Below are 26,465 nucleotides of genomic sequence, written 5' to 3' on the forward strand. Positions count from 1 at the left end.
GAGGTCCACTGTGGGCGGAACGAATCGAACGAGTTCTCCGAAGGAGATGGTTACCGACCCAGATGTCGAGCTCGACCGTCGACCGTAAACTCCTCGAGGCGATCGCTCAGTTCCGTTGCGCCCTCCGATAGCGACTGTGCCGCATTCGCGACGTCGGCGATCGACGCCGTCTGTTCTTCGACGGCCGCGGCGACGCTACTCGTTTCTTTCAAGCTCCGCTCGCTTCGGACGGTTGCTTCGTCGACCATCGTGACGACCTGCTGGCTCGAGCGAGCCTGCTCGTCGGTCGCCTCGTCGATCGCCTGGACGCCGTCGTTGGCTTTCTGGACGCGGTCGGCGATCTCCGTGAGCGCGTCGAGGCTCTCCTCGATCGTCTCGACACCCTCGACGACCTCTCGTCGCATCGTCCGGATCTCCTCGAGGGCCTGTCGAGCTGACGATTGAACCTCGCCGACCACGGCGTCGACGTCGTCGGTCGCGTCGCCCGTCTCCTCGGCGAGCGATCTGACCTCGGTCGCGACGACGGCGAACCGTTCGCCCTCCACGCCGGCTCGAGCCGCCTCGACGGAAGCGTTGACCGCGAGCAGGTTCGTCTCGTCGGCAATCCCGTCGATCACGTCGACGATTTCACCGACTTCCGACAGGTCGTCCTCGAGGGTTTCGATCCGCTCGACGATTGCCTCCGAACGCCGTTCGATGCGATCGAGTTCCGCGAGGGCGTCGGTCGCCGTCTGGCGACCCGCTTGTGCACGTTCCGTGGCCACCGCTGAAACGTCGGCGACGCCGTCGGCCGTCGAGGCGATCTCCTCGATCGTCGCCGAGAGGTCACTCATCTCGGCGAGAACGCCCTCGAAGCGTTCGTTCTGTTCGTCCGTCGCAGTCGAGATCTCCTCGGTCGACTGACTGACTTCCTCGCTCGCGGCCTCGATCTGGCGGACGCTCTGTGAAACCTCGCGGCCGACGTCTTCGACTTCGAGCGCGAGCGTCTGGATGCCGTGGAGCGTTCGCTCGATATCGTCGAGGGTTTCGTTCAGCCCGTCGGCGATCTCGCCCATCGCGCCGTGGTCGCTTTCGATCGTTACACGCCGGGTGAAATCGCCCTGCCGACACCGGTCCAGAACGTCCCGTATTCGTTCGGCATCGGCCTCGATCGCCTCGTTTCGCCGTTCAACCCGTTCGCGCTGACGGTCGATCCGCTGGCGACTCTTCTCGAGTGCCTCGATACGGTCCTGAAGCCCAGTCTGCATCGCCTCGAGCGAGTCGCCGAACTCGCCCGGTACCCGCTCCTCGAGGACGTCCGCGTCGAACTCCTCTCGAGCGAGCGCGTCCGCCTGCGCCGAGACGGTCGTCAAGTGAGCGGACATCGCATCGAACGACCGCTGGAGGTCGCCGATCTCGTCCAACTGATCCGTCCTCGACGATCGCTCCTCCAGGCGCCCGGACGCGATGGCATCCGCGACGGTCCGAAGCGTTTGGATCGGCTCTACGACGTCTCGGCGAGCGATCAGGAACGTATTGACGAACGCGATCACCGACAGCGCGAAGACGACAGCCGTCAGCGCGATCTGTTCGGCCGGGAAGACCGCGATCGCCTCTCGTGGGCCGAGAAATGCGAGCGGGAGCGCGAAGACGGCAAGCGTCGAGAGAAACTGGAGGACGACCGCCGTCATGATCTTTCGCTCGAGGCTCTCGTCGATCCCGAGTCGTTTCATCCATCCCCACAGCGCCGTTTCGTATCGCTTTCGCATCGACGCCGTCCGGCCGTCGAATTCGTCGAAACCCGAAGAAGCGGTCGACATACGCTGAAATTCCCGAACGACTACTTAACTGCGCCGGCGATTACCGGCTCGTCGAAATTCGTCGATAATTCAACGAGTCGTCCGTCCGGGTGAAATGCGGACGATCCGGGGAAACGCGAGCGAAATCGGTTTACTGCCACCGACGGTAGAGCCTTCAGTGACCGACGAACGTCCCTCCGAACGCAGGACCGACGTATCCATCGGCGATCCGAGCACCGAGGCGTCAGACGGTGACGACGAATCCGCGACCTCGAGCAGATCTCGTAACGGATCCGATCCAGCGGACGAAGCGACCGACACGAGCGATGAAGGCGGCCAAAACGGGGGCAACGACACGGACGGATCGGCCGAATCGTTCACACTCGCCGACTTCCACGAAGCCAGCCAGCGAGAGGGCCGACCAGTTCTCACTGCCGGCGCGGTCGCCCGCTCCCTCGGACGACCCCACGACGCGGTCAACGACCAACTCGACCGGCTCGCCGACCTCGGAGACCTCGAGCGACGATCGGTCTCGACCGATCCGGTCGTCTGGTATCCGAGCGAACTCGAGGATCTGACCGACCGCGAGCGGGTCGTCGTCTTCCCGAAACGCCACGAGATCGTCGTCGATCGGCCCGAACAGTTCACCCGGGCGCAACTCGCACAGTTTGCACACCTCGCCGACGCCAACGGCGAGGACGGCTATCGCTACGTCGTCAGGCCGGAAGACGTCTGGCAGGCCCCACACGACTCGTTCGACGACCTCGAGCGGACGATGCGACAGGCCCTCGGGGAGCGAAACGAGGAGTTAGAGGAGTGGGTCCACAGCCAGTGGGATCGCGCCCACCAGTTCCGGCTTCGGACACACGAGGACGGCTACACGGTCCTCGAGGCGAACAGTCCGGAGGTGATGGGCAACGTCGCCCGCCAGAAACTCGACGAGGAACACGTCCACGCCCCGATCTCGGAGACCGAAGACTGGGTCCGCGAGGGGTCGGAAGCCGCGATCAAACGGATTCTCTACGAAGTGGGCTACCCCGTCCAGGACCACCGCGATCTCGACTCCGGCGAATCGCTGTCGGTCGACCTCGCAGTCAGCCTGCGGGACTACCAGCGAACGTGGGTCGATCGCTTCGCCGAGAGCGGGGAGGGGATCTTCGTCGGCCCGCCGGGAAGCGGGAAGACCGTCGCCGCGATGGGTGCGATGGCCCACGTCGGCGGCGAGACCCTGATTCTCGTCCCGAATCGCGACCTCGCCCGCCAGTGGGCGGACGCCGTCGTCGAATACACCTCACTCGAGCCAGCGCAAGTCGGGCAGTACCACGGCGGACAAAAGCAGGTCCGGCCGGTGACGATCGCCACGTACCAGATCGCCGGCATGGACCGCCACCGGTCGCTGTTCGACGACCGGGAGTGGGGGCTCGTCGTCTTCGACGAGTGTCAACACGTGCCCTCGGACGTCTACCGGCGGAGTACGCACCTCCAGTCGCGAAATCGGCTGGGGCTGTCGGCGTCGCCGATCCGCGAAGACGACCGCCAGACGGAGATTTTCACCCTCGTGGGACCGCCGATCGGCACCGACTGGCAGGCGCTGTTCGACGCCGGCTTCGTCGCCGAGCCCGAACTCGAGATCCGGTACGTCCCCTGGGGCGACGACGAGCAACGAAACGCCTACGTCTCGGCCGAGGGCCGCGGGAAGTACCGGATCGCCGCGGAAAACCGCGGCAAGATCGACGAGGTTCGATATCTGCTGTCTGCACACGCCAACTCGAAGGCGCTCGTCTTCGTCGACTTCCTCGATCAGGGCCGGGAGATCGCCGACGCGCTCGACGTCACCTTCCTCAGCGGCGAGACGCCACACCACGAGCGCCAGCGGCTCTTAGAGGAGTTTCGACGCGACGAGCGCGACCTGCTCGTCGTCTCCCGGGTCGGCGACGAGGGGATCGACCTCCCGACGGCCGATCTCGCGATCGTCGCGTCGGGTCTCGGTGGCTCTCGGCGCCAGGGGACTCAGCGAGCGGGGCGAACGATGCGACCAGCCGGCGGCGCGCTCGTTTACGTGCTCGCGACGCGGGGCACGCGAGAAGAGGAGTTCGCCCGCCGACAGCTCCAACACCTCGGCCGCAAAGGGATGACGGTCCGTGAACGGACGGTCGAGTCGCCCGACGAGGACTGATACGGTTTACTGTCAGTCATTTTCGGCGCAACCGCGACCAAGGCGGCGGTTGCGCCGGTAATTCGTTACAGCAATCCGTATGAGACGGACTGCTGTCCCAACGTACCGACGCGGTTCCGCGTCGTCTCCGGTCGACGGCGTTGCCGAAGCCGCCACGACCGTCGATACACACCAGATCACAGGACGAGAGTGCGGTTCGGAACGAACGGTGTGGGTGAGAACCGTGGCGAGACTCCCACCTGCAACGGGCCGATCAGGCCTCGACGGCTGGAACGGTAAACGAGAACGTCGAGCCGTGACCGGGTTCCGAGTCGACTCGAATCTCGCCGCCGTGGCGCTCGACGATCCGCTGGCAAAGCGCGAGGCCGATCCCGGAGCCGGCGTGTTCGTCGTCCGAGTGGAGGCGCTTGAAGATCTCGAAGATCCGCCGTTGGTCGTCGCGAGCGATTCCGATACCGTCGTCGGCGACGGAGACGATCCACTCCGTGCCATCTCGGTGTGCCGAGACGTCGACTCGAGGTGACCCGTCGTCGGTGTACTCGATCGCGTTCGAGAGGAGGTTCTGGAACAACTGCCGAAGCTGGACCGGGTCGCCCGAAACGCGCGGGAGGTCCTCGCTCGTGACCGTCGCGTCCGTCTCCTCGATTCGCACCTGCAGGTCCGTGAGCGCGTCCTCGAGCACCGAGCCGAGATCGACTGTCTCGAGCGGTTTTCCCCCGCTTTCGACGCGAGAGTACGCCAACAGGTCGTCGATCATCGTCCGCATCCGCCTCGCGCCGTCGAGTGCGTACGCGGTGAACTCGGTCGCGTCGTCGTCGAACTCGTCGACGTGGCGTTCCTCCAGCAGTTCGAGATACTTCGTCACCATTCGGAGCGGCTCGCGGAGATCGTGGGACGCGGCGTACGCGAACTGTTCTAAGCGTTCGTTCGACTCCTGAAGCCGCGCGTTAGCCTCCTCGAGTTCCATCCTCGTCCGTGCCAACTCCGCATTTCGCCGCTCGAGGGTTCGTTTGACCCGCTGTAACTCCTCGTTACGCCGGTGGAGTTCCCGCTCGCGAGTGAGCGCCCGCGCTTCGTGAATGCCGATCCCGAGACCCGCGATCGAACCGATCGAGAGCGCGATGGCTCGCGTTCCGAACGAGAACGGCGTTTCGACGCCCGGGTGAACCGCTCGCAGGATGACGAAGACGAACATGACACAGACGCCGGCGAGACACCAGAAAACGATGCGCGGATAGAGGATCGGATCCAGTTGCGTTCGGACCAGCCAGCGTCCGACGAACAGGAGCAAGACACCAGGGAAGGCGATCAGGACGAAATCGATCACTGCCTCCAGAACGGCTCCTCCGTCAACGATCTTGAGGGCGGACTGTCCAGCCGCAATCAGGACGAATAGCACACCCAGAACGTAGATGTACCGCGCTCGACGGACCATTGGCGCGTTTAGATCTCGACGCTATATGAGGGTAGTGGGGCCTGTGAACGACGAAATGAAGGGGTTTCTGCCACGAGGACGGCGTACTCAGCCGACCTCCGCGACCGGCGTCGAATCCGTCTCGAGCGTTTCGACGTCGTCGACGCGCCGGACGCCGACACCACCCTCGAGTTCGCGTCTCACCAGGGCGTCGTCGGCGCCCTCGTCGTCGAAGGTCAGTTCGGCGCGAACGTGCAGTTCGACGACGGTGTCGTTGAGACCGGGCTGGACGCCGCGGACCGTCACCTCCTCGAGGCGGGCAACGGCGTCTATTCGTTCGACGACTCTGGTCGCGCCATCGGCGAGACTGCCGGTCGCGTTCACGGGAACGCGTACGGCGAGCGTCACCACGACGGCTCGCAGTTGTCGTACCATACGCCCTCGTCGAGAGTCGAACTCGAGGTCGGATCCGCATCCGTGGCCGGCCCACGAGGGACGTCCTATTGGCCGGCCGGACGGTCGACACCGGTATCCAGTGAGAGTGGAAGAAGGTGGTCCGCCCGGCCGACGGTCGATCCTATGCGGCGCGGACGGAGCCGATGTCGGCGTCAATCGACATCGGATACCCGACGACCGCATCGAACCCGCTCCAAGCCGTCCCGGCCTGTCCGGCGGGGACGGCGACCTTCGTGAGGCTATCTGGTGCCTCGAAGGTCGGAATACGGGTTGTGAGTGCGGTCATCGTGAAAGCGGTCGCGGTCGTGCGACCCGTTGATCGAAACGTCTGGCCGTACTTACATAATTGTTTCTCAGGTGTGTGGTCCCATGGCATGACTGGATTCTGAACCGAAATAATGCCGACCGGGCACCAAACCGATGGAAGTCGACGAACGAGGCCTCGAGACGACGGCCTCGCTCGAGGCGGGTCGGGTGACCACCAACCGGACACGAATATTCAAGGTGTCGTGTTGAAACGGTACAGCTATGACGACCGTCTGTGGATCGGACCGAATCTGGGTGAGATATCCGTGAGCGACGAACGGGTGATCGTCGGCGAGACGGCCGACGGGTCCGACGTCGCGCTTCCGGTAGTGCAGTTGTTGACCGGTCGCGGGTTCGTGACCGGCAAGTCGGGTAGTGGAAAGTCGAACACCGCGTCCGTGGTCGCCGAGGAGTTGCTCGACTCGGGATTTCCGTTGCTCATCGTCGACACCGACGGGGAGTACTACGGGCTGAAAGAGGAGTACGAGATGCTCCACGCGGGCGCGGACGAGGAGTGTGACATCCAGATCGGCCCCGAACACGCCGAACAGATGGCGACGCTCGCTTTAGAGGAGAACGTTCCCGTTATCCTCGACGTCTCCGGCTACTTAGACGAGGAGGTGGCGAACGAACTCATCAAGGAGATCGCCCGCCAGCTGTTCGTCAAGGAGAAGAAACTGAAAAAGCCGTTCTTGCTCGTCGTCGAGGAGGTCCACGAGTACATCCCCGAGGGCGGTGGCGTCGGCGAGACCGGCAAACTCCTCATCAAGATCGGCAAACGCGGCCGAAAACACGGCCTCGGCATCCTGGGGATCAGCCAGCGTCCCGCGGACGTCAAGAAGGACTTCATCACGCAGGCGAACTGGCTCGTCTGGCACCGACTCACCTGGGAGAACGACACGAAAGTCGTCGGCCGGATTATCGACACCGAGTACTCGGAACTCGTCTCCGACCTCGGCGACGGCCAGGCGTTCGTCCAGACCGACTGGACCGAAGTCGACGTTCGCAAAGTGCAGTTTCGGCGCAAGCGAACGTTCGACGCGGGCGCGACGCCCGGTCTCGACGACTTCGAACGTCCCGAACTCAAGTCCGTCTCCGACGCGCTCGTCGGCGACCTCCAGCAGATATCGGAGCGAAAGGAGCGCAAACAGGATCGAGTCCACGAACTCGAGGCCGAACTCGAGAAGCGAGAAAAACGGATCGAAACGCTAGAGAACGAACTCGAGTCCGCCAGAGACGTCTCGAGCGCGGCCAAACAGATGGCCGACGCGCTGAGCAACCCGAACACCGTCCAGTCGAAGCTCCCGAACAGCGACGAGGAACTTCGCCGCCTCCACGACGAGGTCGTCGAACTCGAAGAGGAACGCGACGAACTCGAGGACGAACTCGAGGCGCGCGAAGAGCGCGTCGAGACGCTCCGGGCCGAACTCGAGGCCCGCGAGGAGCGCATCGAAACCCTCGAGTCAGAACTCGACTCTCGATCGGATCTGATCCGCCGGCTCCGTGACGAGACCGAACGGCTTCGAAATCGCGTCGACGAACTCGATCGCGCCGGCGAGCAGTCGGAGGAACCCGCGGACGCGACCGTCGACGCGGACGCCGACGAGATCGAGAACGCAGTTGCTGACGTCGAGGCCGACGACTCGTCGACCGACGACGCGATCGTCCACGGCGACGGCGAGGAGTTCGAGTTCGGCTACGTCAGCGTCGACGACCCGGAGACCAGTTCGCGGATCGTCGTCGCGAACGATCGCCGGGAGTTCGACGACTACCTCGAGGCGGCGGGGATCGCCGAACCGGTCGAGCGGGGGAGCGAACGGTCGCGGTGTTCGACGGAAACCGCGGCGGTGATTCTGGCGATACTGGCCAGCGAGGGACCGCTCGACGTCGACTCGCTTTCCGTTCGGATTGGTCGCTCGCCGGTCGCCGTCCAGAGTTTGCTCTCGGAACTGCGGAGCGAGGCGATCCTCGATCGGAGCGACGACCGGCGCTACGGGCTGGCCGACGACGTTAGATCGAAGCTCGTGTTGGTCGCCGGCGGCGAGTGAGACGGTTTTCGTCTCGGATCGATATTGACGGGGAGATGATCCGGTAGCGAGAAGACGAACAGCGACGGCATCCGTCGATCATCGGTGGGGGCCACCACGTGTGCTGGTTCCGTGTTCCGTTGTGCTACACGGCCGCCAGTCGACGTCCGGCCCCCTCGAACGAGTCGGTCTGCTCGAGCACAGCCCACCTCGTGAACACACCCCTGGGTCAAGCCCCGGGACAGTCGCTTTGGCCGCCTTACACCAGGCCGATGATCACTGTTGTCCATGCCAACGGCCACTGTTCTTTGGTAACTCTGATCGTTCACCGAATCCATATCGTCTATCCATCGGTGAGACCGGTCTAGTGACGGGGGCGATGTGTGTGGCGACCGCTGAAACCGATTCCTACAGCCGGTGAGCGAACGGAGTCGTTCGAACGACCAGCGGTCGTTCGTGATGACGAAAATCTTCGATTTTCGAACCATGAGCGAGAACCGCGACGGCGAACGGGGAGGGACGACCCGTGAGCTGACGATCAGTGTGTCATTTCGGTGCAATAGCTACTACACGGCCTCGAGCGATCAGGGTGTCACCGGTCGTCGTCGTGAGAGTTGCTGGTCGTGTTTCACCGTCCTCTTCGACTGCCGACGCACCGTGAAGCGCCGGCTTACAGGCACAAAGCACTCCCATAACAAAGCCCGGGCGCACGGACCGCTCGACCATGACGGAACCGACCGACGAAACCGACCTTCGCCTGCTCGTCGTCGGGCTGGACGCCGGCTGTCGACCGGTGCTCGAGCCGCTGTTCGAGTCGGGCGAGATTCCGACCCTCGAGGGACTGTTCGAGACGGGGATCGACGGGCCGCTCGAGTCCCAGATACCCCCGTGGACGGCCAGCGCCTGGCCCTCGATGTTCACCGGGAAGAACCCGGGGAAACACGGCGTTTACGACTTTCTCACGTTCGACGGCTACGACTGGAACGTCGTCAACGCGACTCACGTCCGCGAACGGCCGATCTGGGAACTGTTGAGCGAACACGGGATCAGGAGCGTCGTCGTCAACGTCCCGGTTACTCATCCCGCCCGAGCGTTCGACGGCGCGCTGATTCCCGGAATGACCGCTCCCGAGGACCCCGACTGTCATCCGGAAGGAGTCCTCGAGGACGTCAAGATCGCCTGCGGTGACTACCACGTCTATCCACAGAGCACGCCAGCGCCCGATCGCTCGATCGAGGGCTACGAGCTAACGATCGAACGCCGCGGGAAGGCCTTTCGATACCTCTGTCGGCGGATGAAACCGGAGTTCGGGTTCCTCCAGTTTCAACAGACCGACAGTGTCTTTCACGAACGTCCCGGGGACAAGGCGGCGATCGAGGCGATCTACCGCGCGGTCGACCGCCAACTCGAGGAGACTCTCGCCGAGACCGACCCGGACAACGTCCTCCTCGTCAGCGACCACGGTATCGGACCGGTGTCGGGCCCCGAGTTCCGCATCAACGAGTTCCTCCGCGATCAGGGCTATCTCGCGGCCAAAAGCGGTGGCGAGGGGATGCCCGACTGGTCTCGTGCCTGGGAGAACGATCTTCTCGAGGGCGAAGACGCCGGCGAACACCGGGAGAGCGTCCCTAAGCGAGCGATGAACGTCGCCGCACGCGCCGGAATTACGACCCAACGTGTCGCGAACGCGCTCGACCGGGTCGGGCTCAAGGAAGCGATCGGCCGGCGGGTTCCGAACGAGATGATCCGAGCGGCAAGCGAGCAAGTCGACTTCCCGACCTCGACGGTCTACATGCGTTCGAAGAGTGAACTCGGTCTCCGGATCAATCTCGAGGGCCGTGAACCGGACGGAACCGTCTCCGAATCGGAGTACGACGAGGTTCGATCGGAGGTCGTCGAGGCGCTGTCGAACGTTCGAACGCCCGACGGAGAGCCGATGTTCGAGGCGGTCGAGCCCCGCGAGGCGTTCTTCGACGGCCCCTACCTCGAGGATGCACCCGACGTCGTCACGGTTCCGTCGGCGTTCGATACCGCACTCGTCGCGGACCTCGGCGGGGCGCAGTTCGGCGAGCCGATGGAGCCGTGGAACCACAAGCGAACGGGCATTATTGCGGCGACCGGACCGGCGTTCGACGACCGCGGCTCGCTCGAGGGGGCGACGATCTTCGACGTCGCGCCGACGATCTGCTCGCTGTTCGACGTTCCGGTCGACACCGATTTCGACGGGGAGACGCTCTCGATCGTCGAGGGGAGCGCCGAAGCCGAGTACCCGGCCTACGAGGCGACGCCGGTCACAGCGACGGACGATCGAGCCGTCGAGGATCGCCTCTCGGATCTCGGATACCTATGAGCATCGATATCAGGGTTTTGAACCCACGAACCGACGCGGACGAGTGGAACCGCTACGTCGAACGATCGGATGGGACGAACCCGTTCTTCCGAGCCGAGGCCCTCCGACTCCAGGCCGAGGATACGGGGACCAGAGCCCACCTCCTGGCCGGGTTCAAGGGACAGGAAGCCGTCGGACTCTTTCCGGTCTTCGAGTACACGAAGGGACCGATCACCGGTGCGTTCTCTCCCGCCCCTCGCTCGTGGTCGTGTTATCTCGGCCCCGCGACGCTGAACGTCGACAAACTCAAACAGCGAAAGGCAGATCGGCGGATATCGCGGTTTCTCGAGGGCTGTCTCGAGTGGATCAACGAAGAGATTTCGCCCCAGTACAGCAAGTTCGTCGCGGCCGAGTTCGACGACGTCCGTCCGTTCGTCTGGAACGACTACGACGTCACCCCCGGCTACACCTACGTCGTCGACCTCGAAGGGGACGAACAAGCGTTACTCGATCGGTTCAGTAGCGACGCCCGAAGCAACGTTCGAAACGCCGACGAGGGTGCCTACGTCGTCGAAGAGGGCGATGGCGTCGACGTCGAGCGGATCGTCGACCAGGTGGCAAAGCGCTACGAGAATCAGGGCCGAGCGTTTCACCTGAGCCCGGAGTTCGCCCGGTCGGCCTCCGAGTCGTTACCGGACGGCTCGATCCGGCCGTACGTCTGCCGGAGCGACGGCGAGTTTCTCGGCGGAATCCTCGTCGTCGAATCCGAGACGACCCGATACCGGTGGCAAGGCGGCGTCAAACCTGACGTCGACGTCGACCTCCCGATCAACGATCTGCTCGACTGGACGGTTATGCGCGACGGCCTCGAGGAGGGACTCGAGCGTTACGATCTCGTCGGCGCCGGCGTCCCGAGCATCAACCGGTACAAGGCGAAGTTCAATCCGCGACTCGAGACGACCTACGAGATCACTGCCGGGGCGTTCGGGCTGGATCTGGTGATCGATCAGTACCGGAAACTGCAGTGACTCCGGAGTCGAGCGCGGATCCGACCGTCGGTGCAGTTCACAGTGGCCATCGTCTACCGTTGCCCGTGCCCGCGACCGCTCTCTCGAGGGCGCCGATCACGAACAACGGAACCGATCACAAACAACACCTCTCAACCGACGATCCAGTATTTCGACTGGCGGGCGTCCTCGAGGTGAACCCGGCTGGCGACGATTCCACCCTCCTCGAGTTTGCCGAGGGCGTATCTGACGGTTCGCGAGCAGAGGCGTGACTCCGCGACGATCTCCTCTTGGGTCATCGCCCCCTCGTACTCGAGGACTTTGTAGACGAGCTTTGCACTGGGTGAGAGGTCCGAAATCGACTCTCGCCGGCCGTCGTCGCGTTCGGCGTCGTGGTCGGTTGCACTCATAGGGGTTCGTTCGTCTCCTCGGAACAGACGACCCTACATAGTCGGTGACGACGGTTCAGTGGTATAGGGACGTGCTACCGTTCGTGTCTGTCACTCGTCGCGACCAGTCGTCGCCGATCGCGTCGGTCGGTCCCCGTTCGGGGGTGGCGGCGACCAATCCCAGAAATTGAACGATGGTAGACACCGAATAGTAAGGCGATGGAGCACGCCAGAGACGAGTATGTTCGGAACCAGCGGCATCCGTGGCCGCGTCGGAACGGAAATGACGGCGGAGGTCGCCCTCTCGGTCGGTCGCGCCGTCGCCTCGGAAGGCAACCGGACCGTCGTCGTCGGGCGGGACGTCCGCCAGAGCGGCCGAATGCTCGTCGACGCGCTCACGGCGGGCCTTCGCGAGTGTGGCGCCGACGTCCTCGAGGTCGGCGTCGAGTCGACGCCGACTGTCGCACGCGCAGTGAACTTGCTCGACGCCGACGCGGGCGTCGTCGTCACGGCATCCCACAATCCGCCGCCGGACAACGGGATCAAACTCTGGACGCGCTCGGGGAAGGCGTTCGGACCCGACCGGCGAGACGCGATCGAACGGCGGCTTCGGGACGGTGAGTTCGACCCCGTCGCGTGGGACGAACTCGGGGTGCGTCGGCGCTGCGACCGCACGCGGGAGGCCCACGCGGAGCGGATCGTGGAGGCGGTCGATATCGATGGACGTCCGGACGTGGTCGTCGACCTCGGCAACGGCGCTGGTGCGATCACGCCGGCCACACTCGCCGATCTCGGCTGTCGCGTGCGGACGCTGAACGGCCAGCAAGACGGGGCGTTCCCGGGACGGCCGAGCGAGCCGACCGAGGAGACACTCGAGACGCTCGCCGCGCTCGTCGAGCGGGCGGATGCGGACCTTGGGATCGCTCACGATGGGGACGCAGATCGGATGCTCGCCGTCGACGAGACGGGGCGGTTCGTTCCGAAGGACGCGTTGCTGGCGATTTTCGCGCGAACCGTCGCGAGTGACGGTGACCGCATCGCCGCACCGGTCGACACGAGCCTCGCGGTCGACGACGCTGTTTCCGAGGTCGGGGCGTCGGTGACCCGAACGCGCGTCGGTGACGTGTTCGTCGCCGAACGCGCGACCGAATCGGACGTCGTCTTCGGGGGTGAACCGAGTGGTGCCTGGATCTGGCCGGAGGAGACGCTCTGTCCGGACGGCCCGCTGGCCGCCGCCAAACTCGTCGAACTGGTCGACGAGCGTGGATCGCTCTCCGCGCTTGTCGAGGAAATCGATCGGTATCCGATCGAGCGAACGTCCGTATCGGCCGCGGAGAAAGGCGCCGTCGTCGACGATCTTCGGGGGCGCGTCGACGACCGATACGACGACGTCGACACGCTGGACGGAGTTCGCGTCGAGGTTGAGGACGGTTGGTTCTTGATTCGCGCAAGCGGGACCGAACCGCTGATCCGCGTTACCGCGGAGTCACGCACCGATTCGGGCCTCGAGCGGGTGTTCGACGAGGCGACGACACTGGTTTCGGAGACGATCGATCGACGGACGTGATCCGGCGAGAACCGACCGCGCAGATGGCGTGACTCAGGCAGGTCCGTCGACGAATTCGACGGGAACGCCGATCACCGGAGCTCTTTTGGGATAAAGTCTGACGTTTTCATCTCGCGGTACGTCGAACAGTCGGGACAGGCGTGGACGACGTCCCGGTTGTCGCCGAAAACGCGGGCGAACTGACGGGTGACCTGGTTACCACAGTTGACACACTGGGGAGCGCTGGTCTGGTGTCCGGACGTCATCGGCGTCCACTTCGCGTCGGTTGGTTCCGTCGACATCAACAGCCCGTAGCCACAGAACGGTATTTACTATAGACCGCATAACTTGTTTCGAAGCGGTTAGTTTCGGCTTTCGCACCGAATAGTTGGTCACTCGTGATGGTTCAGATATCGTGGACGTCACGCCCTCTTATCCTCGAAATACAACATTTCCCCACGGAAACGAGGGGTTTTCACCCTCGAGTCGAGCCGGAAACCAATCGGTCTTCATCGCCGTCGCATTTCGATCCGAGTTCAGCGATGGTGTCCCGAAAACTGAAACTGTTTCCACACCGATCGCGCTCTCGCGGTTCTTACAGTAGCCACTGCACGTCGTTTCACACCGGATCGCCAGGTGGAAGCACGGCTCGAGATGCGCGGTTCGGAGCGAGCGCGGTTCGGAGCGAGCGCGGTTCGGAGTGTGCGCGGTTCGGAGCGTGCGCGGTTCGGAGCGAACGGAGTGAGCGAGAACCGCGGAACGGCGAACGGGGAGGAACGACCCGTGAGCGAACGGAGTGAGCGAGAACCGCGGGAATGCGAACGGGGAGGAACGACCCGTGAGCGAACGGAGTCGTTCGAACGACCAGCGGTCGGTCGTGATGACGAAAATCTCTGATTTTCGAACCATGAGCGAGAACCGCGGAACGGCGAACGGGGAACGAACGTGACCCGTGAGCGAACGGAGTCGTTCGAACGATCAGCGGTCGGTCGTGATGACGAAAATCTTCGATTTTCGAACCATGAGCGAGAACCGCGACGGCGAACGGGGAGGGACGACCCGTGAGCTGTGCGATCAGCGTATCAATCGTTTTAGTTATTACTGCATCCCAACGACTGCGATACGAGATACAGGCGGTCCGGTTGGTGCGAGAATGCTCGGATAAATCGACGACGGCTCCTCGCCCACCGTTCGTATCCGACACCTGATGAGGTCACCCGTGAACTCGCTCGAGGGTCGTCTTCGGATCGACACGGCGTGAGGGGGCAGTAGCAAGGGGATAGTTATCCGACGAATCGGTGTAGGCGGAGCTATGAAAGCTGTCGTCCTCGCGGCAGGTGAGGGAACACGGATCAGACCGCTCTCCACTGCAGTTCCGAAACCGATGTTGCCCGTGGCCGATCGGCCGCTCGCCGCACACACCGTCGACGCGGCGATCGACGCTGGCGCGGACGAGATCGTTCTCGTCGTCGGCTACGAGAGCGAGTCAGTCAGGGACTACTTCGGTTCGAGCTACCGTAGCGCCCCCGTTAGCTACGCCCTCCAGACCGAACAGGCGGGAACCGCCCACGCCGTCAACGCCGCACGCGAGCACCTCGAGGGGCCGTTTGCCGTTCTCAACGGCGACAATCTGTACGAGCCGGAGGCGATCGAACGACTGTTCGACGCCTGTCCGGCCGTCTGTGCCGTCGAAGTCGACAATCCGCGCCAGTACGGCGTTCTCAGCACGACCGACGGGACGGTCACGGATATCGTCGAGAAACCGGACGATCCGCCGACGAACCTCGCGAACGCCGGCGCCTACGCGTTCCCAGCACAGGCAAAGCGGTGGCTCGACGTCCCCGCAAGCGAACGCGGCGAACACGAGATCACCGACGTACTCGCCAAAGTCATCGACGAGTACTCGGTCACGCCGACCACGACGGATCGGTGGATGGACGTCGGTCGACCCTGGGAGTTGCTCGAGGCCAACGAGTGGAAAGTCGGGACGCTCGAGCGGCGAGTCGACGGCGAAGTAAGCGACGCCGCGTTCCTCGAGGAAGACGTGGTCGTCGAGGAGGGTGCGCGGGTTCGGTCGGGAGTCGTCATCGAGGGTACGGTACTCGTTCGATCGGGAGCGACGATCGGTCCGAACGCGTACGTCCGAGGTTCGACCGTGATCGGGCCCGACGCGAAGGTCGGTCACGCCGTCGAGGTCAAAAACAGCGTCCTCTCGTCCGGGGCGACGGTCGGCCATCTGTCGTACGTCGGCGATAGCGTGCTCGGACGGGACGTCAACTTCGGCGCAGGGACCACCGTCGCCAACCTCCGCCACGACGGTGAGCCGGTCCGGTTTACGGTCAAAGGCGAACGGATCTCCACCGGCCGCCGAAAGTTCGGCGTCGTCGCGGGCGATGCGGTCAAAACGGGTATCAACACCAGCCTCTCACCGGGACTCAAACTCGGGAGCGGCGCGACGACGGTCCCCGGCGAGTCCGTCGAACGGGATCGGTAACGCTGTCGAATATAGTCGCTACTGGAAGTCACTGCACATCCGATCGCTAGACTGATCGGCGATCAGTCTGACAATCGTTTCATACGGATTACTGTACCGATGTCCCGGCGGTGAGTCGAACCGTGTGAGACGAGTCTCGGTGGAGGAGTGCAGCGAGTCCACCGTTGCAACCGCCGCCCGAGACGTGGTTGCGCCGGAAATGACCGAGAGGGAACCGTATCAGTTGTTACTATAGAACAACTCGAAACCGACCGACGTTCGAATCTCTGAGATCCAGTTCGTGGCGGTTCCCTCTCGCGGTTCGTCCCCGACGACGAGACGTCACCCCGTAACTATCAGGTGCGGGATTTATATGATGTCGAACTGCTAGTCTAACCGGAGGGTGTCGATCGGTATCACACCGTTACTCGATCACCACATCCCCTCCAGATTCGATTCCGACGCGTTCGAGTGCGGGTCAGTATCGACGAGGTCGGCCGGACGTCGGGCTACGGGGGTGGCCTTCCGTCCACCTGTCCTCGAAGACTCGTACTCGATTCACCGCCGAGAACGTCATTCCACAGTGACGCTTTTGGCCAGGTTTCTGGGTTTGTCGATCGGTCGCTCGAGCAGTCGGGCCGCGTGATAGGAGACGAGCTGAAGCTGGACGTTCGCGAACAGCCCCGCGAGCGTGCTGTCGGTTTCTGGGATCACGAGGTGTGCGTCCGCGACGCCGACCGCCCGATGATCGTCGGGACAGACAGCGATCACCGGCGCCCCTCGAGTCTGTGCTTCCTCGGCGTTTTTTAGCGTCTTTTCGTCTTCGGTGCCGGTAAAAACCGCGAAGACCGGCGTTTCCGGTGTTACGAGTGCGAGCGGCCCGTGTTTCAACTCTCCAGACGCGAACCCTTCCGCGTGGTCGTACGTGATCTCTTTGAACTTCAACGCGCCCTCGAGCGCGACGGGGAATCCGAGCCCGCGACCGATGAAGAAGTACGACTGACAATTTTGGTACCGACTGGCGATCGATCGAGCGTCAGTTGACGAGAGCAACTCCTCGATCGCCGCCGGCATTCGGGAAAGTTCCGTCAGTAGAGACTCGAGGTCGGTGACTGGCTCACTGCCGACGTCGTCGGCGATTCGCTGGGCGAGCAAGACGAGCATCACCGCCTGCGAGGAGAACGTCTTGGTCGCGGCGACGCCGATCTCGGGTCCGGCCCTGATAAAGAGAGTGTCGTCGGCGACCCGTGCGGCGGTCGAACCCACGACGTTGGTCAGGGTGAGCGTTTTTGCACCCTCGGCGCTCGCCTGTCGGAGGGCGTTCAGCGTATCCGCCGTTTCACCGCTCTGTGAAACCGCGATCACCAGCGTGTTCTCGTCGATCGGCGGAGCCGCGACGCTGTACTCGTTCGCGAGCAACGCCCGCGAACGGATGCCTGCCCGATTCAACGCGAGCGAGCCGTAGAGGGCGGCGTGATAGGACGTCCCGCAGGCGACGAGTTGGACGGATTCGACTCCATCGAACGCACCCGGGGCGAACGCCTCGAGGGAGATCCGTCCCCGCTCGGGGTCGACACGGCCCTCGATCGCCTGCGAGAGCGACACCGGTTGCTCGTGGATCTCTTTGAGCATGAAGTGGTCGTACTCGCCTTTTCCCGCCTGCTCCGGATCCCACTCGACGGTTTCGGGCGTGCGTTCGATCGGATCCCCCGCCAGATCGGTAAACTCGATGCCGCCCTCGTCGACGATTGCGACGTCGCCGTCTTCGAGATAAACGACGGTGTCCGTATACTCGAGAAACGCAGGCACGTCGCTCGCGAGGAAGAACTGCTCGTCCTCGACGCCGACGACCAGCGGCGATCCCTGCCGGGCGGCATAGAGGACGTGCTCGCCCGAGAGCATCGCGGTGACCGCGTAGCTTCCCTCGAGTTCCTCGATCGCACGGCGAAACGCGGTTTCGTTGTCCAGGCCACGATCGATGTAGTACTGGATGAGATGTGGGATGACTTCGGTGTCCGTATCGCTAGTAAACTCGTATCCCGTCCTCCGAAGCCGTTCCCGGAGATCGGCGTAGTTCTCGATGATTCCGTTGTGAACGACGGCGACGTCTTCCGTCTCGTCCGTGTGGGGATGTGCGTTCTCGTCGGTCGGCGGGCCGTGTGTACTCCAGCGGGTGTGACCGATGCCGACCTCACCTTCGAGCGAGACGCCATCGATCGATGCTTTCAGCTCTTCGACCTTTCCGGAGCGCTTTTCGACGTCGATGCCGGAGCCGTTCTGGACGGCGACACCGGCCGAGTCGTAGCCGCGATACTCGAGGTTCTCGAGACCGGTCAACAGCGTCTCCAGCGCGTCCCCGTTTCCGACGTGACCGATGATTCCACACATCAGTGACTCACCTCATCGAACGCGGCCGACGCTCGCTTCGCGCACAACGAAGATCCCGTATCGTACATGCTCAGAGCACAGGCAGTCCGAACCCATTACTATAGACGGACTACCAGCCGGGGCCGAGACGTCGTAATACGTGCCTGAAACGCGGTCAAGACGGTGGTCCGTCCCGACAGATGAGACTCGTCTACGGCCCCACCCGCCCAACGTTCGGTCGGGTTTCAGCTCGTCTCGGCGATAAAAACGGCCGTATGGCCAATCGAACGGGAGTATGTCCATCGAACAGCAACAGACGGCGCGAGTACGACGTCACGAACGACGAGTACCCCTCGATGAATCGGTAGTAGGAACCGGACTGTCGTCGGATCTGACCGTTCGTCGAACGCAGTGGATGTTTTGTGCATTCACCCAGCAGATCCTGCGATCACGGTCAGAAATAGAAAAATCGCCGTCGAAATTCGGCTGAAATCCTACGTTTTATTACCTTCCCGGACATCCCTCCACGATAATCACTGCCTTTCGAGTCGAAATTCGACGAACGCGGCAACAATCACCTGAACCGAACGATCGTCACGGCGCCCGAGAACGTCGGTCCAAGACGGAATGAGCAACACAACAGTCGCGAACGTCCTCGAGATGCCACTCGAAGAGCCGGTGCTGGTGTTTACGATCGCGATGGCGATCTTCCTCGCCGGCCCCCTGATCGTCAAGCGGTTGGGACAGCCGGGGATCGTCGGTATCGTCGTGTTCGGCGCGCTCGTCGGCCCTGACGCACTCGAGATCGTCGACCACTCGGATGCGATCGTCTTGCTCGGCGAGGTCGGACTCATCTATCTGTTGTTCACCGTCGGGCTCGAACTCGATCTTCGCGGGTTCAAGGAGGCTCCCGAAAACGCGGCGCTGTTCGGACTGACGAGTTTCTTCTTCCCGTTTACCGTCGGCACCGCCGTGATGTACTCCGTGTTCGGCTTCGACATCTGGGCTTCGCTGTTGATATCGGCCGTCTTCGCCTCACACACGTTGCTCGCCTACCCCATCGTCAACCGCCTCGGCGTGACGAAAAACCGGGCCGTCACCGCCGTCTTCGGCGGCATCCTCTTTACCGACACGCTCGCGCTGGTCGTCCTCGCGATCGTTACCGGCGCGACGGAGGGCGAACTTACCGTTTGGCTGATCGCCCAGGTGCTTCTCGCGTTGGTCGTCCTCTTCGGGAGCGTTTGGCTCGTCCTCCCCCGCGGATCGCGCTGGTTCTTCCAGAACTTCAGCGAGGAGAGTTACTTCGAGTTCCTGTTCGTGATGGTCGCCATCTTCGCCGCCGCCAGCCTCGCCGAAGTGCTCCAACTTGACCCCATCCTCGGCGCGTTCGTCGCCGGCATCGCCGTCAACCAGCTCATTCCCGAGGGGGGAACCCTGATGAACCGCATCGAGTTCGTCGGCAACGCCTTTTTCATCCCGTTTTTCTTGCTCCACGTCGGGATGCTCGTCAACCCGGCCGTCATCCTCGACGGGCCGACGACGCTTCTGATCGCCGCCACCATCATCGGGATCATGCTCCTCACGAAAGGCGGCGCCGCCTGGATCGTCTCGCAGGTACAGGGGTACACCGCCAACGAACGCGCGGTCATCTTCGGGCTCTCGACCGGACAGGCCGCGGCGGCGCTCGCGATCACCCTCGTCGGCTACGACGCCGGTCTGTTCGGCGATAGCGTCCTCAACGCCGTCGTGTTGATGTTGCTCGTAACCGCACTCGTCAGCCCCTGGATCACCGAACGCGCCGCGACCCGACTCGCCCTCGAGCGCGAGGTCGGCGACGGCGAGGACGACACCGGCGACCCCAATATTTTGTTGCCTCTGTCTCACAACGCCGAACTCCAGCAACGACTGCTCGAGCTCGCGTTCGTCATCAAGGGCAACGGCGGAGCCGAACCGGTCAACGTCATCACGGTTGTCCAACCGGACGGCGAGGCGGAGACGGAACGCCGCGTCACCGGCGTCCAAGCCGACCTCGACGACCTGGCCGCCGCCGGAAGCGCCGCCGAGGTCCCTATCCAGACCGAAACCCGGATCAACCACAACGTCGCCTCCGGAATCGTCCAGGGCTCGATCGAAGTTCAGGCCGACCAGATCATCATGGGCTGGGACGCCACACAGAGTTTCCGACACCGCATCTTCGGAAGCATCATCGATCAGGTGCTCGAGCGAACCAAACTCCCCGTCCTCGTCTCGAGACTCGGCCACCCGGTCAACACGACTCGCCGTATCTTCGTCGTCGTCCCGATCGGCGCCGACCACCACGAAGGGTTCTACGAGGCGGTCCACCTGGTCAAACGTATCACGTCGGGTCTCGGCGCCGAGTTGAACGTCGTGGTCGTCGAGGGATCGTCCCACCAGTTCGAACAGCTGTTCGACCTCGTCGAGGAGGACGTCCCCGCCGAGTTCGAGTCGATCGACGACTGGGGCCGTCTCCTCCCGATGCTCGAGTCTCGAACGGACGAGGACGACCTCATCGCGGCAATCTCGCCGCGTCGCGGCGACGTCGGCTGGCACTCCGAACTCGAGGATCTGCCCGCCAAACTCGCCGAACTCCCGCCGGAGTCGTTCATCACGATTCACCCACGACAGGACGAGCCCGACTACGACAGGCAGTACCTCCGGTTGAAATGAGGCGACGTCCACCAGGCTGGTGGACCTCGAGTGATACGGATTACTGTACCGATCGACCGGCGGTGAGTCGAACCGTGTGAGACGAGTCTCGGTGGAGGAGTGTAGCGAGTCCACCGTTGCAACCGCCGCCCGGGTCGCGGTTGCGCCGGAACGGACTGACAGCAAACCGTATGAATCAATCGATCTGTGACGGATCCCGGCTGGATCCGCCTTACCCGTGGCGACCGACGAACACCGGCGGTCGGATCGCACAGAGACGTGTGAGCAGTTCGCACTCCGGCGACGAACCGCCACGCCTTTACGCGCCTGCGAGCCAGTAGTCCTATGGGTTTTGGTAGCTACGACGAGTCCGAACAGCGAGAGCAGACGAGCGAGGACGAGGAGGACGTCAAAGCGGTCAACGTCCACGAGAACGACCACGACGGCCAGCTTTCGTTCGAGTCCGATCTCTCGACGAACGAACTCGTCTCCCAGCTCGACGGGATGAAAGACGACGACAACGACGACTAACCGATCTCCGCGACCGATTCCAATTTTCACGGCCGACGTCCCTGTTCCGGGAGCCGATACCGATCCACGACTCGTCTCTTCGTTCTCGAGTGAGGGCACCGATACCGTAGTCGTCGAAACAGTCCATTCACCGCTCGAGTCCCGATACGCTTATCCCTGGGCTGTGACCCACAGCGCCGTCGACCCCATCAAAATCCCGGGAAGCATCGCGATCAGCCCGACGACGATCATCCGCGAGCCGTCGACCGCGGCCAGACCGCCGTTCGAGAAGAAGTAGGTGAGTCCGCCGGGAATCAAGAGCAGTGACACGGCGATCGTCCCGAGAGTCACCATCCAACTTCCGTTCATTCCGGCCTCACCGTTCGGTCGCCGTGATAGTGGTCGCTGATATCGATCCCGAATAGCGCGTTGGTCCGTCGGCCCTCGAGAGACGCCACAGCCACCAGCGCGACGATTTCTGCAATTCCCTTCGCGATCCGATCGGTTCCGGAAACGATCCGTTTCATACGGATAGAGACGCTCCGACGGGAGGAAGCACTCCTGCCGCATATTTTTCTCACCTTTATATTTCGACGGCGGAGGTCCGTCCGCGCTGTGACGCGTTCGCCAACGCTTTTCACCGGATCGCGCAATCAACTCTGTATGAAACGCGTCCAAGTGACGATCGATCCGGGCGATTCGGATCTGCCACTCACGTACGACGCCGTCACGGGGGCGGACGAGGAGTTCGCTCGAGTGGCGGTCGTCAACTGGAACGTCACGGAGTCACCCGCAACCTTTCTGTTGCGGGTCCGCGGTGACACGTCGCGTTTCGAATCGGTTCTCGAGCGCGACGACGCGGTCAGCGAGTACGAACTGCTCTCGCTGTCGGCGAACGAGAGCTACTGTTTCGTCCGGGGAACGGGGTCGGCGAGCGCGCGGGCGCTCTGGGAGAACTTCAAACGGGGCAGTCTGATGACGATACCGCCGGCGGAGTGGAACCCCGATGGGACCTACACGTTCACCGTCGTCGGGTCAGACGGCGACGTCCAGACCGCGGTCACGAACGCCCAGTCCGCCGTGGCAGACATTCACGACGACGTCACGATCGAGATCGAATCGGTCGGCGGAACGCGGGTCGCACCCGAGACCGTCGTCGACCGACTCTCCGACCGACAGCGGCAAGCGGTCGAATCCGCGATCGAACTCGGCTACTACGACACTCCCCGCGAAGCGACGAGCGAAGACATCGCTCGAGAACTCGAGTGTGCGACGTCGACCGCGGCGGAACACCTTCGGAAGGCCGAGGCGAACGTGATGTGTGCCTTGCTCGCAGAGCGAAACGACCGGCGTTCGTCGGACGACCGATCCGCCTGAGAGACTTTGCTCGACGGACTACCGTGTGCAACGGTATCGAAGACGAGAGACTGTACGTTCGAGACGCGAGACAGCATATCGGGAGAGTCGTCGAGGCGACTCGAGTTCGTCCGCAACGCTTGGGTGTTGTATTGCGGAGACGTGCGCTGGCTGGGATTTGAACCACGGTCGGACGTGCTCACTTCGTTGCGCGAGACCTCCCTGATTCAAATCCAGAGCGACGTTTCGATACTCGAACTCCTCGCTTCGCTCGTCGGTATTGAGTATCGAAAAGTGCGCTGGCTGGGATTTGAACCCAGGTTGTGACCATGGCAAGGTCACGTGATACCACTACACTACCAGCGCCCTGTTGCACTTTATTCTACTCCGGGAGGGATGTATAAGGGTTGCGAATCGAGACGGCTTCGGTACGCGCCACCACGTCGAACGCGACGCCCTCGATCGTTTTTCGGAGACGGTCCGGACCGTCCCTCCCGAGGACGGAGACGATACTACGGTTCGCCGATGGCCCCCGGAGTGGCCGCTCTGAGCGCGAAGGCAAGGCGATCCGACGGGCAGGGGTCGTCGTCGTTAACAGCTACTCGAGCCCGATCCGGAGAATCGTTCCGGCGGCGACGGACACCGTGTGTGAATGTCGCCCAAATTGGCTCAATATCACCCTGTGAGGCCGTCACAGCCGGGATCGAATCCGCTATCCTTTTAAGACCCTATCGGCAACAAAGCGCTACAGTCTAGTGACGCGGCGCCGAAGCGTTTCGGCATGACCGTCAGCGTACTCGTTCCGTCGTCACTGACCCGAGAAGCCGAGGACAAACGCGAGGCAACTCGCAAACTCGGATACGTCGCCCGCGCGGCGACCATCTTTCGGGTCGATCGCCTGCTCGTCTATCCCGATCGGGATGGCGAGACCGGACGATTCGACGGCGGGTTCGTAAGCACCGTCTTGCGGTACGCCGCGACGCCACCGTACCTCAGAAACGAGGCGTGGGGCGTCCGGGACGAACTGGAGTATGCGGGCGTCCTGCCGCCGCTCCGCGCCGCCTCACAGACCGGCTCCGAATCGAACGGTTCGGGGTCGACAAGACAAGGGATCGTGACCGAGGTCGGACCTGATCAACGCGTGCGGGTCAATTGCGGCTTGCAACACCCGATCTCCCTCAACGTACCGCCGAAAATGGCGGTCGCGGAGGGCGAGCGCGTGACCATCAGGATCTCTTCGCGACGACCGGTCCGGGCGAAACTCGTCGACGAGCCCCTCCCGGGGCTGTCGGTCGAGCGGACGGACCTTTCGGCAGCACTCGGCCGTGAGGACGCCGGCGTTCGAATCGCGGCGTCCCGATTCGGTGAAGAACTCACCGTCGGGCGCCTCGAGACGCTGGCCGGACGCATCGAGCGTGACGGGACGACCGTCGCGTTCGGCGCGCCCGAAAGAGGGCTGCCGGACATCCTCGGAATCGAGGTGTCATCCACCGACGACGGTGGTGGCAGAGTCGAACCCAGCGATCTGGGGTTCGACCTCTGGCTGAACACGGTTCCGAACCAGGGGAGCACGGTCGTGCGAACGGAGGAGGCTCTGTTCGCCACCCTCGCACCCCTCTCACTGAGAGCGTGATAGAATGCCACAACCAAACGCACCACGCAAAGGCTCACTCGGGTTCGGCCCACGAAAGCGTGCGACCAGCGAGGTCCCACGCTTCAACTCGTGGCCGGACGACGAAGGACAGCCGACGCTCCAGGGTTTCGCGGGCTACAAGGCCGGCATGACCCACGCCGTCATGGTCGACGACAAAGCGAACTCGGCGACCGAGGGGATGGAGACCACCGTCCCCGTGACGATCGTGGAGACGCCGCCAATGCGCGCCGTTGCTCTGCGAGCGTACGAAGACACACCGTACGGAAAGCAGCCGGTAACCGAGGTCTGGACCGACGAGTTCGTCCCCGAACTCGACCGCGTCCTCGACCTGCCGGGTGACGACTACGACGCCGACGCCGCCGAAGACGAGCTTCGGGGCCTCTTCGCGGAGGGTCGCGTCGACGACGTTCGCGTCATCACCCACACGGTTCCCGGCGACGTGCCGTCGGTGCCCAAGAAGAAACCCGACGTAATGGAGACCCGCATCGGCGGCGGTTCCGTCGAGGAACGCGTCGACTTCGGTCTCGAGTTGCTCGCCGAGGGCGGCGAACACGTCATGAACGACGTGTTCCGCGCTGGCGAGTACGTCGACGCAAGCGGCGTCACGAAAGGGAAAGGGACCCAGGGCCCCGTCAAGCGCTGGGGCGTCCAGAAACGTAAGGGCAAACACGCCCGGCAGGGCTGGCGCCGCCGCATCGGTAACCTCGGCCCCTGGAACCCGAGCCGCGTTCGCTCGACGGTTCCACAGCAGGGTCAGATGGGCTACCACCAGCGGACCGAACTGAACAAGCGCCTCGTCGACATCGGCGACGGCGCCGACGCGACGGTCGACGGCGGCTTCGTCAACTACGGCGAAGTCGATGGCCCGCACGCGTTGATCAAGGGCTCGCTCCCCGGGCCACAGAAGCGTCTCGTGCGCTTCCGCCCGGCGATCCGACCCGGAGACCAACCACGCCTCGATCCCGAGGTCCGGTTCGTCTCCACCGCATCCAACCAGGGCTAAACAATGGAAGCAACAGTACGAAACCTGGACGGCTCGGACGCGGACTCGGTCGAGCTCCCGGCGGTCTTCGATACGCAGTACCGCCCGGATCTGATCGCTCGTGCCGTTCGCGTCGCCCAGGCAAACCGAAAACAGGACTACGGCGCCGACGAGTTCGCCGGCAAGCGGACGCCGGCCGAATCGCTCGGTAGCGGTCGCGGGATGGCACACGTCCCCCGACAGGACGGCCGTGCCCGCCGCGTTCCCCAGGCAGTCAAGGGGCGCAAGGCACACCCGCCGAAAGCCGAGAAAGAGCAGGGAGAATCGATCAACACGAAGACGAAGAAACTCGCCATCCGGAGCGCGATCGCCGCGACGGCCGACGCCGAACTGGTCGCCGAGCGCGGCCACCGCTTCGAGGAGGGCGCGGACGTCCCCGTCGTCGTCGACGACGAGTTCGAGGACCTCCAGAAGACCAAGGAGGTCGTCGAGTTCCTCGAGGCCGCCGGTCTCGCCGACGACATCGAACGCGCCGAGGACGGACGGAGCGTTCGCTCGGGTCGCGGCAAGACCCGCGGGCGTAAGTACAAACAGCCGAAGTCGATCCTCTTCGTCACCTCGAGCGAGGTCGGCCCGTCCCGGGCCGCGCGGAACCTCGCCGGGGCCGACGTCGCGACGGCCGCCGAGGTCAACGCGGAGGATCTCGCACCCGGTACACAGCCGGGTCGACTGACCGTCTGGACCGAAAGCGCACTCGAGGAGGTGGCGGACCGATGACTGGTATCATCGAACACCCGCTCGTGACGGAGAAGGCGATGAACGACATGGACTTCGAGAACAAGCTCCAGTTCGTCGTCAACCCGGATGCGACCAAACACGAGATCCGTGATGCGGTCGAAGAGCGCTTCGACGTCTCGGTCGACAACATCAACACCCAGCTAACGATGAAGGGCAAGAAGAAAGCGACAGTTCGACTCTCCGAGGACGACGACGCCCAGGAAGTCGCCTCACGAATCGGGGTGTTCTGA

Annotated in this window: 22 protein-coding genes and 1 tRNA gene; 13 read left to right on the forward strand and 10 right to left on the reverse strand. The window is 63.5% G+C overall.

The features are described 5' to 3' along the window. Positions 1 to 50 precede the first annotated feature (50 nt). A complete protein-coding gene (locus tag AB7C87_RS10890) occupies positions 51 to 1,799 on the reverse strand; it encodes a methyl-accepting chemotaxis protein (protein ID WP_369729483.1) in 1,749 nt (582 codons plus the stop codon). Between the two features lie 94 nt (positions 1,800 to 1,893). Here AB7C87_RS10890 and AB7C87_RS10895 point away from each other — a divergent pair, with 94 nt between their 5' ends. After that, complete coding sequence (locus tag AB7C87_RS10895; protein ID WP_369729484.1) at positions 1,894 to 3,954, forward strand: DEAD/DEAH box helicase; 2,061 nt, start codon at positions 1,894 to 1,896, stop codon at positions 3,952 to 3,954. Positions 3,955 to 4,207: 253 nt separating this feature from the next. Here AB7C87_RS10895 and AB7C87_RS10900 read toward each other — a convergent pair whose 3' ends face one another. From AB7C87_RS10900 to AB7C87_RS10910, 3 genes are all read right to left on the reverse strand, one after another. After that, positions 4,208 to 5,389, reverse strand: a complete 1,182-nt coding sequence (locus AB7C87_RS10900; protein WP_369729485.1) for a sensor histidine kinase — start codon at positions 5,387 to 5,389, stop codon at positions 4,208 to 4,210. Positions 5,390 to 5,476: 87 nt separating this feature from the next. After that, a complete protein-coding gene (locus AB7C87_RS10905; RefSeq protein WP_369729487.1) occupies positions 5,477 to 5,803 on the reverse strand; it encodes a hypothetical protein in 327 nt (108 codons plus the stop codon). Between the two features lie 142 nt (positions 5,804 to 5,945). Next, positions 5,946 to 6,110: a hypothetical protein gene (locus AB7C87_RS10910; RefSeq protein WP_369729488.1), complete on the reverse strand. Its 165-nt coding sequence runs from the start codon at positions 6,108 to 6,110 to the stop codon at positions 5,946 to 5,948. A gap of 286 nt (positions 6,111 to 6,396) precedes the next feature. Here AB7C87_RS10910 and AB7C87_RS10915 point away from each other — a divergent pair, with 286 nt between their 5' ends. From AB7C87_RS10915 to AB7C87_RS10925, 3 genes are all read left to right on the forward strand, one after another. Further along, entirely contained in the window at positions 6,397 to 8,178 is a 1,782-nt protein-coding gene (locus AB7C87_RS10915) for a helicase HerA domain-containing protein (RefSeq protein WP_369729490.1), read from the forward strand. 703 nt (positions 8,179 to 8,881) lie between these two features. Beyond that, the gene (locus tag AB7C87_RS10920) at positions 8,882 to 10,507 is read left to right on the forward strand and encodes an alkaline phosphatase family protein (RefSeq protein WP_369729492.1); all 1,626 of its coding nucleotides are present in this window, start codon (positions 8,882 to 8,884) and stop codon (positions 10,505 to 10,507) included. Continuing rightward, the gene (locus tag AB7C87_RS10925) at positions 10,504 to 11,514 is read left to right on the forward strand and encodes a lipid II:glycine glycyltransferase FemX (RefSeq protein ID WP_369729493.1); all 1,011 of its coding nucleotides are present in this window, start codon (positions 10,504 to 10,506) and stop codon (positions 11,512 to 11,514) included. Before AB7C87_RS10920 ends, AB7C87_RS10925 begins: the two co-directional genes overlap by 4 nt. Before the next feature lie 131 nt (positions 11,515 to 11,645). Here the strand turns inward: AB7C87_RS10925 and AB7C87_RS10930 are convergent, their stop codons facing one another. Continuing rightward, a complete protein-coding gene (locus AB7C87_RS10930) occupies positions 11,646 to 11,903 on the reverse strand; it encodes a MarR family transcriptional regulator (RefSeq protein ID WP_369729494.1) in 258 nt (85 codons plus the stop codon). 220 nt (positions 11,904 to 12,123) lie between these two features. Between AB7C87_RS10930 and glmM the strand changes: the two genes are divergently transcribed. Beyond that, complete coding sequence (gene glmM, locus AB7C87_RS10935; RefSeq protein ID WP_369729495.1) at positions 12,124 to 13,449, forward strand: phosphoglucosamine mutase; 1,326 nt, start codon at positions 12,124 to 12,126, stop codon at positions 13,447 to 13,449. A gap of 71 nt (positions 13,450 to 13,520) precedes the next feature. Here the strand turns inward: glmM and AB7C87_RS10940 are convergent, their stop codons facing one another. After that, positions 13,521 to 13,730, reverse strand: coding sequence for a DUF7563 family protein (locus AB7C87_RS10940; protein WP_149080009.1), 210 nt, complete (start codon positions 13,728 to 13,730; stop codon positions 13,521 to 13,523). Between the two features lie 1,010 nt (positions 13,731 to 14,740). Here AB7C87_RS10940 and glmU point away from each other — a divergent pair. Next, positions 14,741 to 15,922, forward strand: coding sequence for a bifunctional sugar-1-phosphate nucleotidylyltransferase/acetyltransferase (glmU, locus tag AB7C87_RS10945; protein ID WP_369729496.1), 1,182 nt, complete (start codon positions 14,741 to 14,743; stop codon positions 15,920 to 15,922). 552 nt (positions 15,923 to 16,474) lie between these two features. Here glmU and glmS read toward each other — a convergent pair. Continuing rightward, complete coding sequence (gene glmS / locus AB7C87_RS10950) at positions 16,475 to 18,289, reverse strand: glutamine--fructose-6-phosphate transaminase (isomerizing) (protein WP_369729497.1); 1,815 nt, start codon at positions 18,287 to 18,289, stop codon at positions 16,475 to 16,477. Positions 18,290 to 18,895: 606 nt separating this feature from the next. On the opposite strand from glmS, the gene AB7C87_RS10955 reads away from it, so the two are divergent. Then, positions 18,896 to 20,956, forward strand: a complete 2,061-nt coding sequence (locus AB7C87_RS10955; protein ID WP_369729498.1) for a cation:proton antiporter domain-containing protein — start codon at positions 18,896 to 18,898, stop codon at positions 20,954 to 20,956. A gap of 324 nt (positions 20,957 to 21,280) precedes the next feature. Continuing rightward, positions 21,281 to 21,466, forward strand: a complete 186-nt coding sequence (locus tag AB7C87_RS10960; RefSeq protein ID WP_369729499.1) for a DUF5786 family protein — start codon at positions 21,281 to 21,283, stop codon at positions 21,464 to 21,466. Between the two features lie 150 nt (positions 21,467 to 21,616). Here AB7C87_RS10960 and AB7C87_RS10965 read toward each other — a convergent pair whose 3' ends face one another. Together AB7C87_RS10965 and AB7C87_RS10970 are read right to left on the reverse strand one after the other, a co-directional pair. Next, positions 21,617 to 21,814 (reverse strand): hypothetical protein, encoded by a 198-nt coding sequence (locus tag AB7C87_RS10965; RefSeq protein WP_149080014.1) that lies wholly within the window; start codon positions 21,812 to 21,814, stop codon positions 21,617 to 21,619. Continuing rightward, on the reverse strand, positions 21,811 to 21,972 hold the full coding sequence (locus AB7C87_RS10970; protein ID WP_369729500.1) for a hypothetical protein: 162 nt from the start codon (positions 21,970 to 21,972) through the stop codon (positions 21,811 to 21,813). The genes AB7C87_RS10965 and AB7C87_RS10970 overlap by 4 nt, the downstream gene beginning before the upstream one ends. Before the next feature lie 136 nt (positions 21,973 to 22,108). Here AB7C87_RS10970 and AB7C87_RS10975 point away from each other — a divergent pair, with 136 nt between their 5' ends. Beyond that, a complete protein-coding gene (locus AB7C87_RS10975; RefSeq protein WP_369729501.1) occupies positions 22,109 to 22,822 on the forward strand; it encodes a helix-turn-helix domain-containing protein in 714 nt (237 codons plus the stop codon). Between the two features lie 274 nt (positions 22,823 to 23,096). On the opposite strand, the gene AB7C87_RS10980 is transcribed toward AB7C87_RS10975, so the two are convergent. Next, a tRNA-Gly gene (locus AB7C87_RS10980) sits at positions 23,097 to 23,167 on the reverse strand. 415 nt (positions 23,168 to 23,582) lie between these two features. On the opposite strand from AB7C87_RS10980, the gene AB7C87_RS10985 reads away from it, so the two are divergent. From AB7C87_RS10985 to AB7C87_RS11000, 4 genes are read left to right on the forward strand one after another with little or no spacing between them, the layout of a single operon-like run. Then, positions 23,583 to 24,434: a putative RNA uridine N3 methyltransferase gene (locus AB7C87_RS10985; RefSeq protein WP_369729503.1), complete on the forward strand. Its 852-nt coding sequence runs from the start codon at positions 23,583 to 23,585 to the stop codon at positions 24,432 to 24,434. A 4-nt stretch (positions 24,435 to 24,438) separates the two neighbouring features. Then, positions 24,439 to 25,458 carry a 50S ribosomal protein L3 gene (locus tag AB7C87_RS10990; protein ID WP_369729504.1) on the forward strand — a complete coding sequence of 340 codons (1,020 nt, stop codon included), beginning with the start codon at positions 24,439 to 24,441 and terminating at the stop codon, positions 25,456 to 25,458. 3 nt (positions 25,459 to 25,461) lie between these two features. Further along, positions 25,462 to 26,214 (forward strand): 50S ribosomal protein L4, encoded by a 753-nt coding sequence (gene rpl4p, locus AB7C87_RS10995; protein ID WP_369729506.1) that lies wholly within the window; start codon positions 25,462 to 25,464, stop codon positions 26,212 to 26,214. Next, positions 26,211 to 26,465 (forward strand): 50S ribosomal protein L23, encoded by a 255-nt coding sequence (locus AB7C87_RS11000; RefSeq protein ID WP_369729507.1) that lies wholly within the window; start codon positions 26,211 to 26,213, stop codon positions 26,463 to 26,465. The genes rpl4p and AB7C87_RS11000 overlap by 4 nt, the downstream gene beginning before the upstream one ends.

Source organism: Natrarchaeobius versutus, assembly GCF_041205745.1.
In the GTDB taxonomy this organism is placed as follows: domain Archaea; phylum Halobacteriota; class Halobacteria; order Halobacteriales; family Natrialbaceae; genus Natrarchaeobius; species Natrarchaeobius versutus.

Bases quoted from the DNA above. Each gene is read 5' to 3' on its own strand.
- AB7C87_RS10970 (WP_369729500.1), bottom strand. From the start codon at position 21,972: ATGAAACGGATCGTTTCCGGAACCGATCGGATCGCGAAGGGAATTGCA.
- AB7C87_RS10985 (WP_369729503.1), top strand. From the start codon at position 23,583: ATGACCGTCAGCGTACTCGTTCCGTCGTCACTGACCCGAGAAGCCGAG.
- AB7C87_RS10920 (WP_369729492.1), top strand. From the start codon at position 8,882: ATGACGGAACCGACCGACGAAACCGACCTTCGCCTGCTCGTCGTCGGG.
- AB7C87_RS10910 (WP_369729488.1), bottom strand. From the start codon at position 6,110: ATGACCGCACTCACAACCCGTATTCCGACCTTCGAGGCACCAGATAGC.
- AB7C87_RS10890 (WP_369729483.1), bottom strand. From the start codon at position 1,799: ATGTCGACCGCTTCTTCGGGTTTCGACGAATTCGACGGCCGGACGGCG.
- AB7C87_RS10925 (WP_369729493.1), top strand. From the start codon at position 10,504: ATGAGCATCGATATCAGGGTTTTGAACCCACGAACCGACGCGGACGAG.
- rpl4p (WP_369729506.1), top strand. From the start codon at position 25,462: ATGGAAGCAACAGTACGAAACCTGGACGGCTCGGACGCGGACTCGGTC.
- AB7C87_RS10895 (WP_369729484.1), top strand. From the start codon at position 1,894: ATGCGGACGATCCGGGGAAACGCGAGCGAAATCGGTTTACTGCCACCG.
- AB7C87_RS10965 (WP_149080014.1), bottom strand. From the start codon at position 21,814: ATGAACGGAAGTTGGATGGTGACTCTCGGGACGATCGCCGTGTCACTG.
- AB7C87_RS10955 (WP_369729498.1), top strand. From the start codon at position 18,896: ATGAGCAACACAACAGTCGCGAACGTCCTCGAGATGCCACTCGAAGAG.
- AB7C87_RS10990 (WP_369729504.1), top strand. From the start codon at position 24,439: ATGCCACAACCAAACGCACCACGCAAAGGCTCACTCGGGTTCGGCCCA.
- glmM (WP_369729495.1), top strand. From the start codon at position 12,124: ATGTTCGGAACCAGCGGCATCCGTGGCCGCGTCGGAACGGAAATGACG.
- AB7C87_RS10930 (WP_369729494.1), bottom strand. From the start codon at position 11,903: ATGAGTGCAACCGACCACGACGCCGAACGCGACGACGGCCGGCGAGAG.
- AB7C87_RS10975 (WP_369729501.1), top strand. From the start codon at position 22,109: ATGAAACGCGTCCAAGTGACGATCGATCCGGGCGATTCGGATCTGCCA.
- glmS (WP_369729497.1), bottom strand. From the start codon at position 18,289: ATGTGTGGAATCATCGGTCACGTCGGAAACGGGGACGCGCTGGAGACG.
- glmU (WP_369729496.1), top strand. From the start codon at position 14,741: ATGAAAGCTGTCGTCCTCGCGGCAGGTGAGGGAACACGGATCAGACCG.
- AB7C87_RS10905 (WP_369729487.1), bottom strand. From the start codon at position 5,803: ATGGTACGACAACTGCGAGCCGTCGTGGTGACGCTCGCCGTACGCGTT.
- AB7C87_RS10940 (WP_149080009.1), bottom strand. From the start codon at position 13,730: ATGTCGACGGAACCAACCGACGCGAAGTGGACGCCGATGACGTCCGGA.
- AB7C87_RS10960 (WP_369729499.1), top strand. From the start codon at position 21,281: ATGGGTTTTGGTAGCTACGACGAGTCCGAACAGCGAGAGCAGACGAGC.
- AB7C87_RS11000 (WP_369729507.1), top strand. From the start codon at position 26,211: ATGACTGGTATCATCGAACACCCGCTCGTGACGGAGAAGGCGATGAAC.
- AB7C87_RS10900 (WP_369729485.1), bottom strand. From the start codon at position 5,389: ATGGTCCGTCGAGCGCGGTACATCTACGTTCTGGGTGTGCTATTCGTC.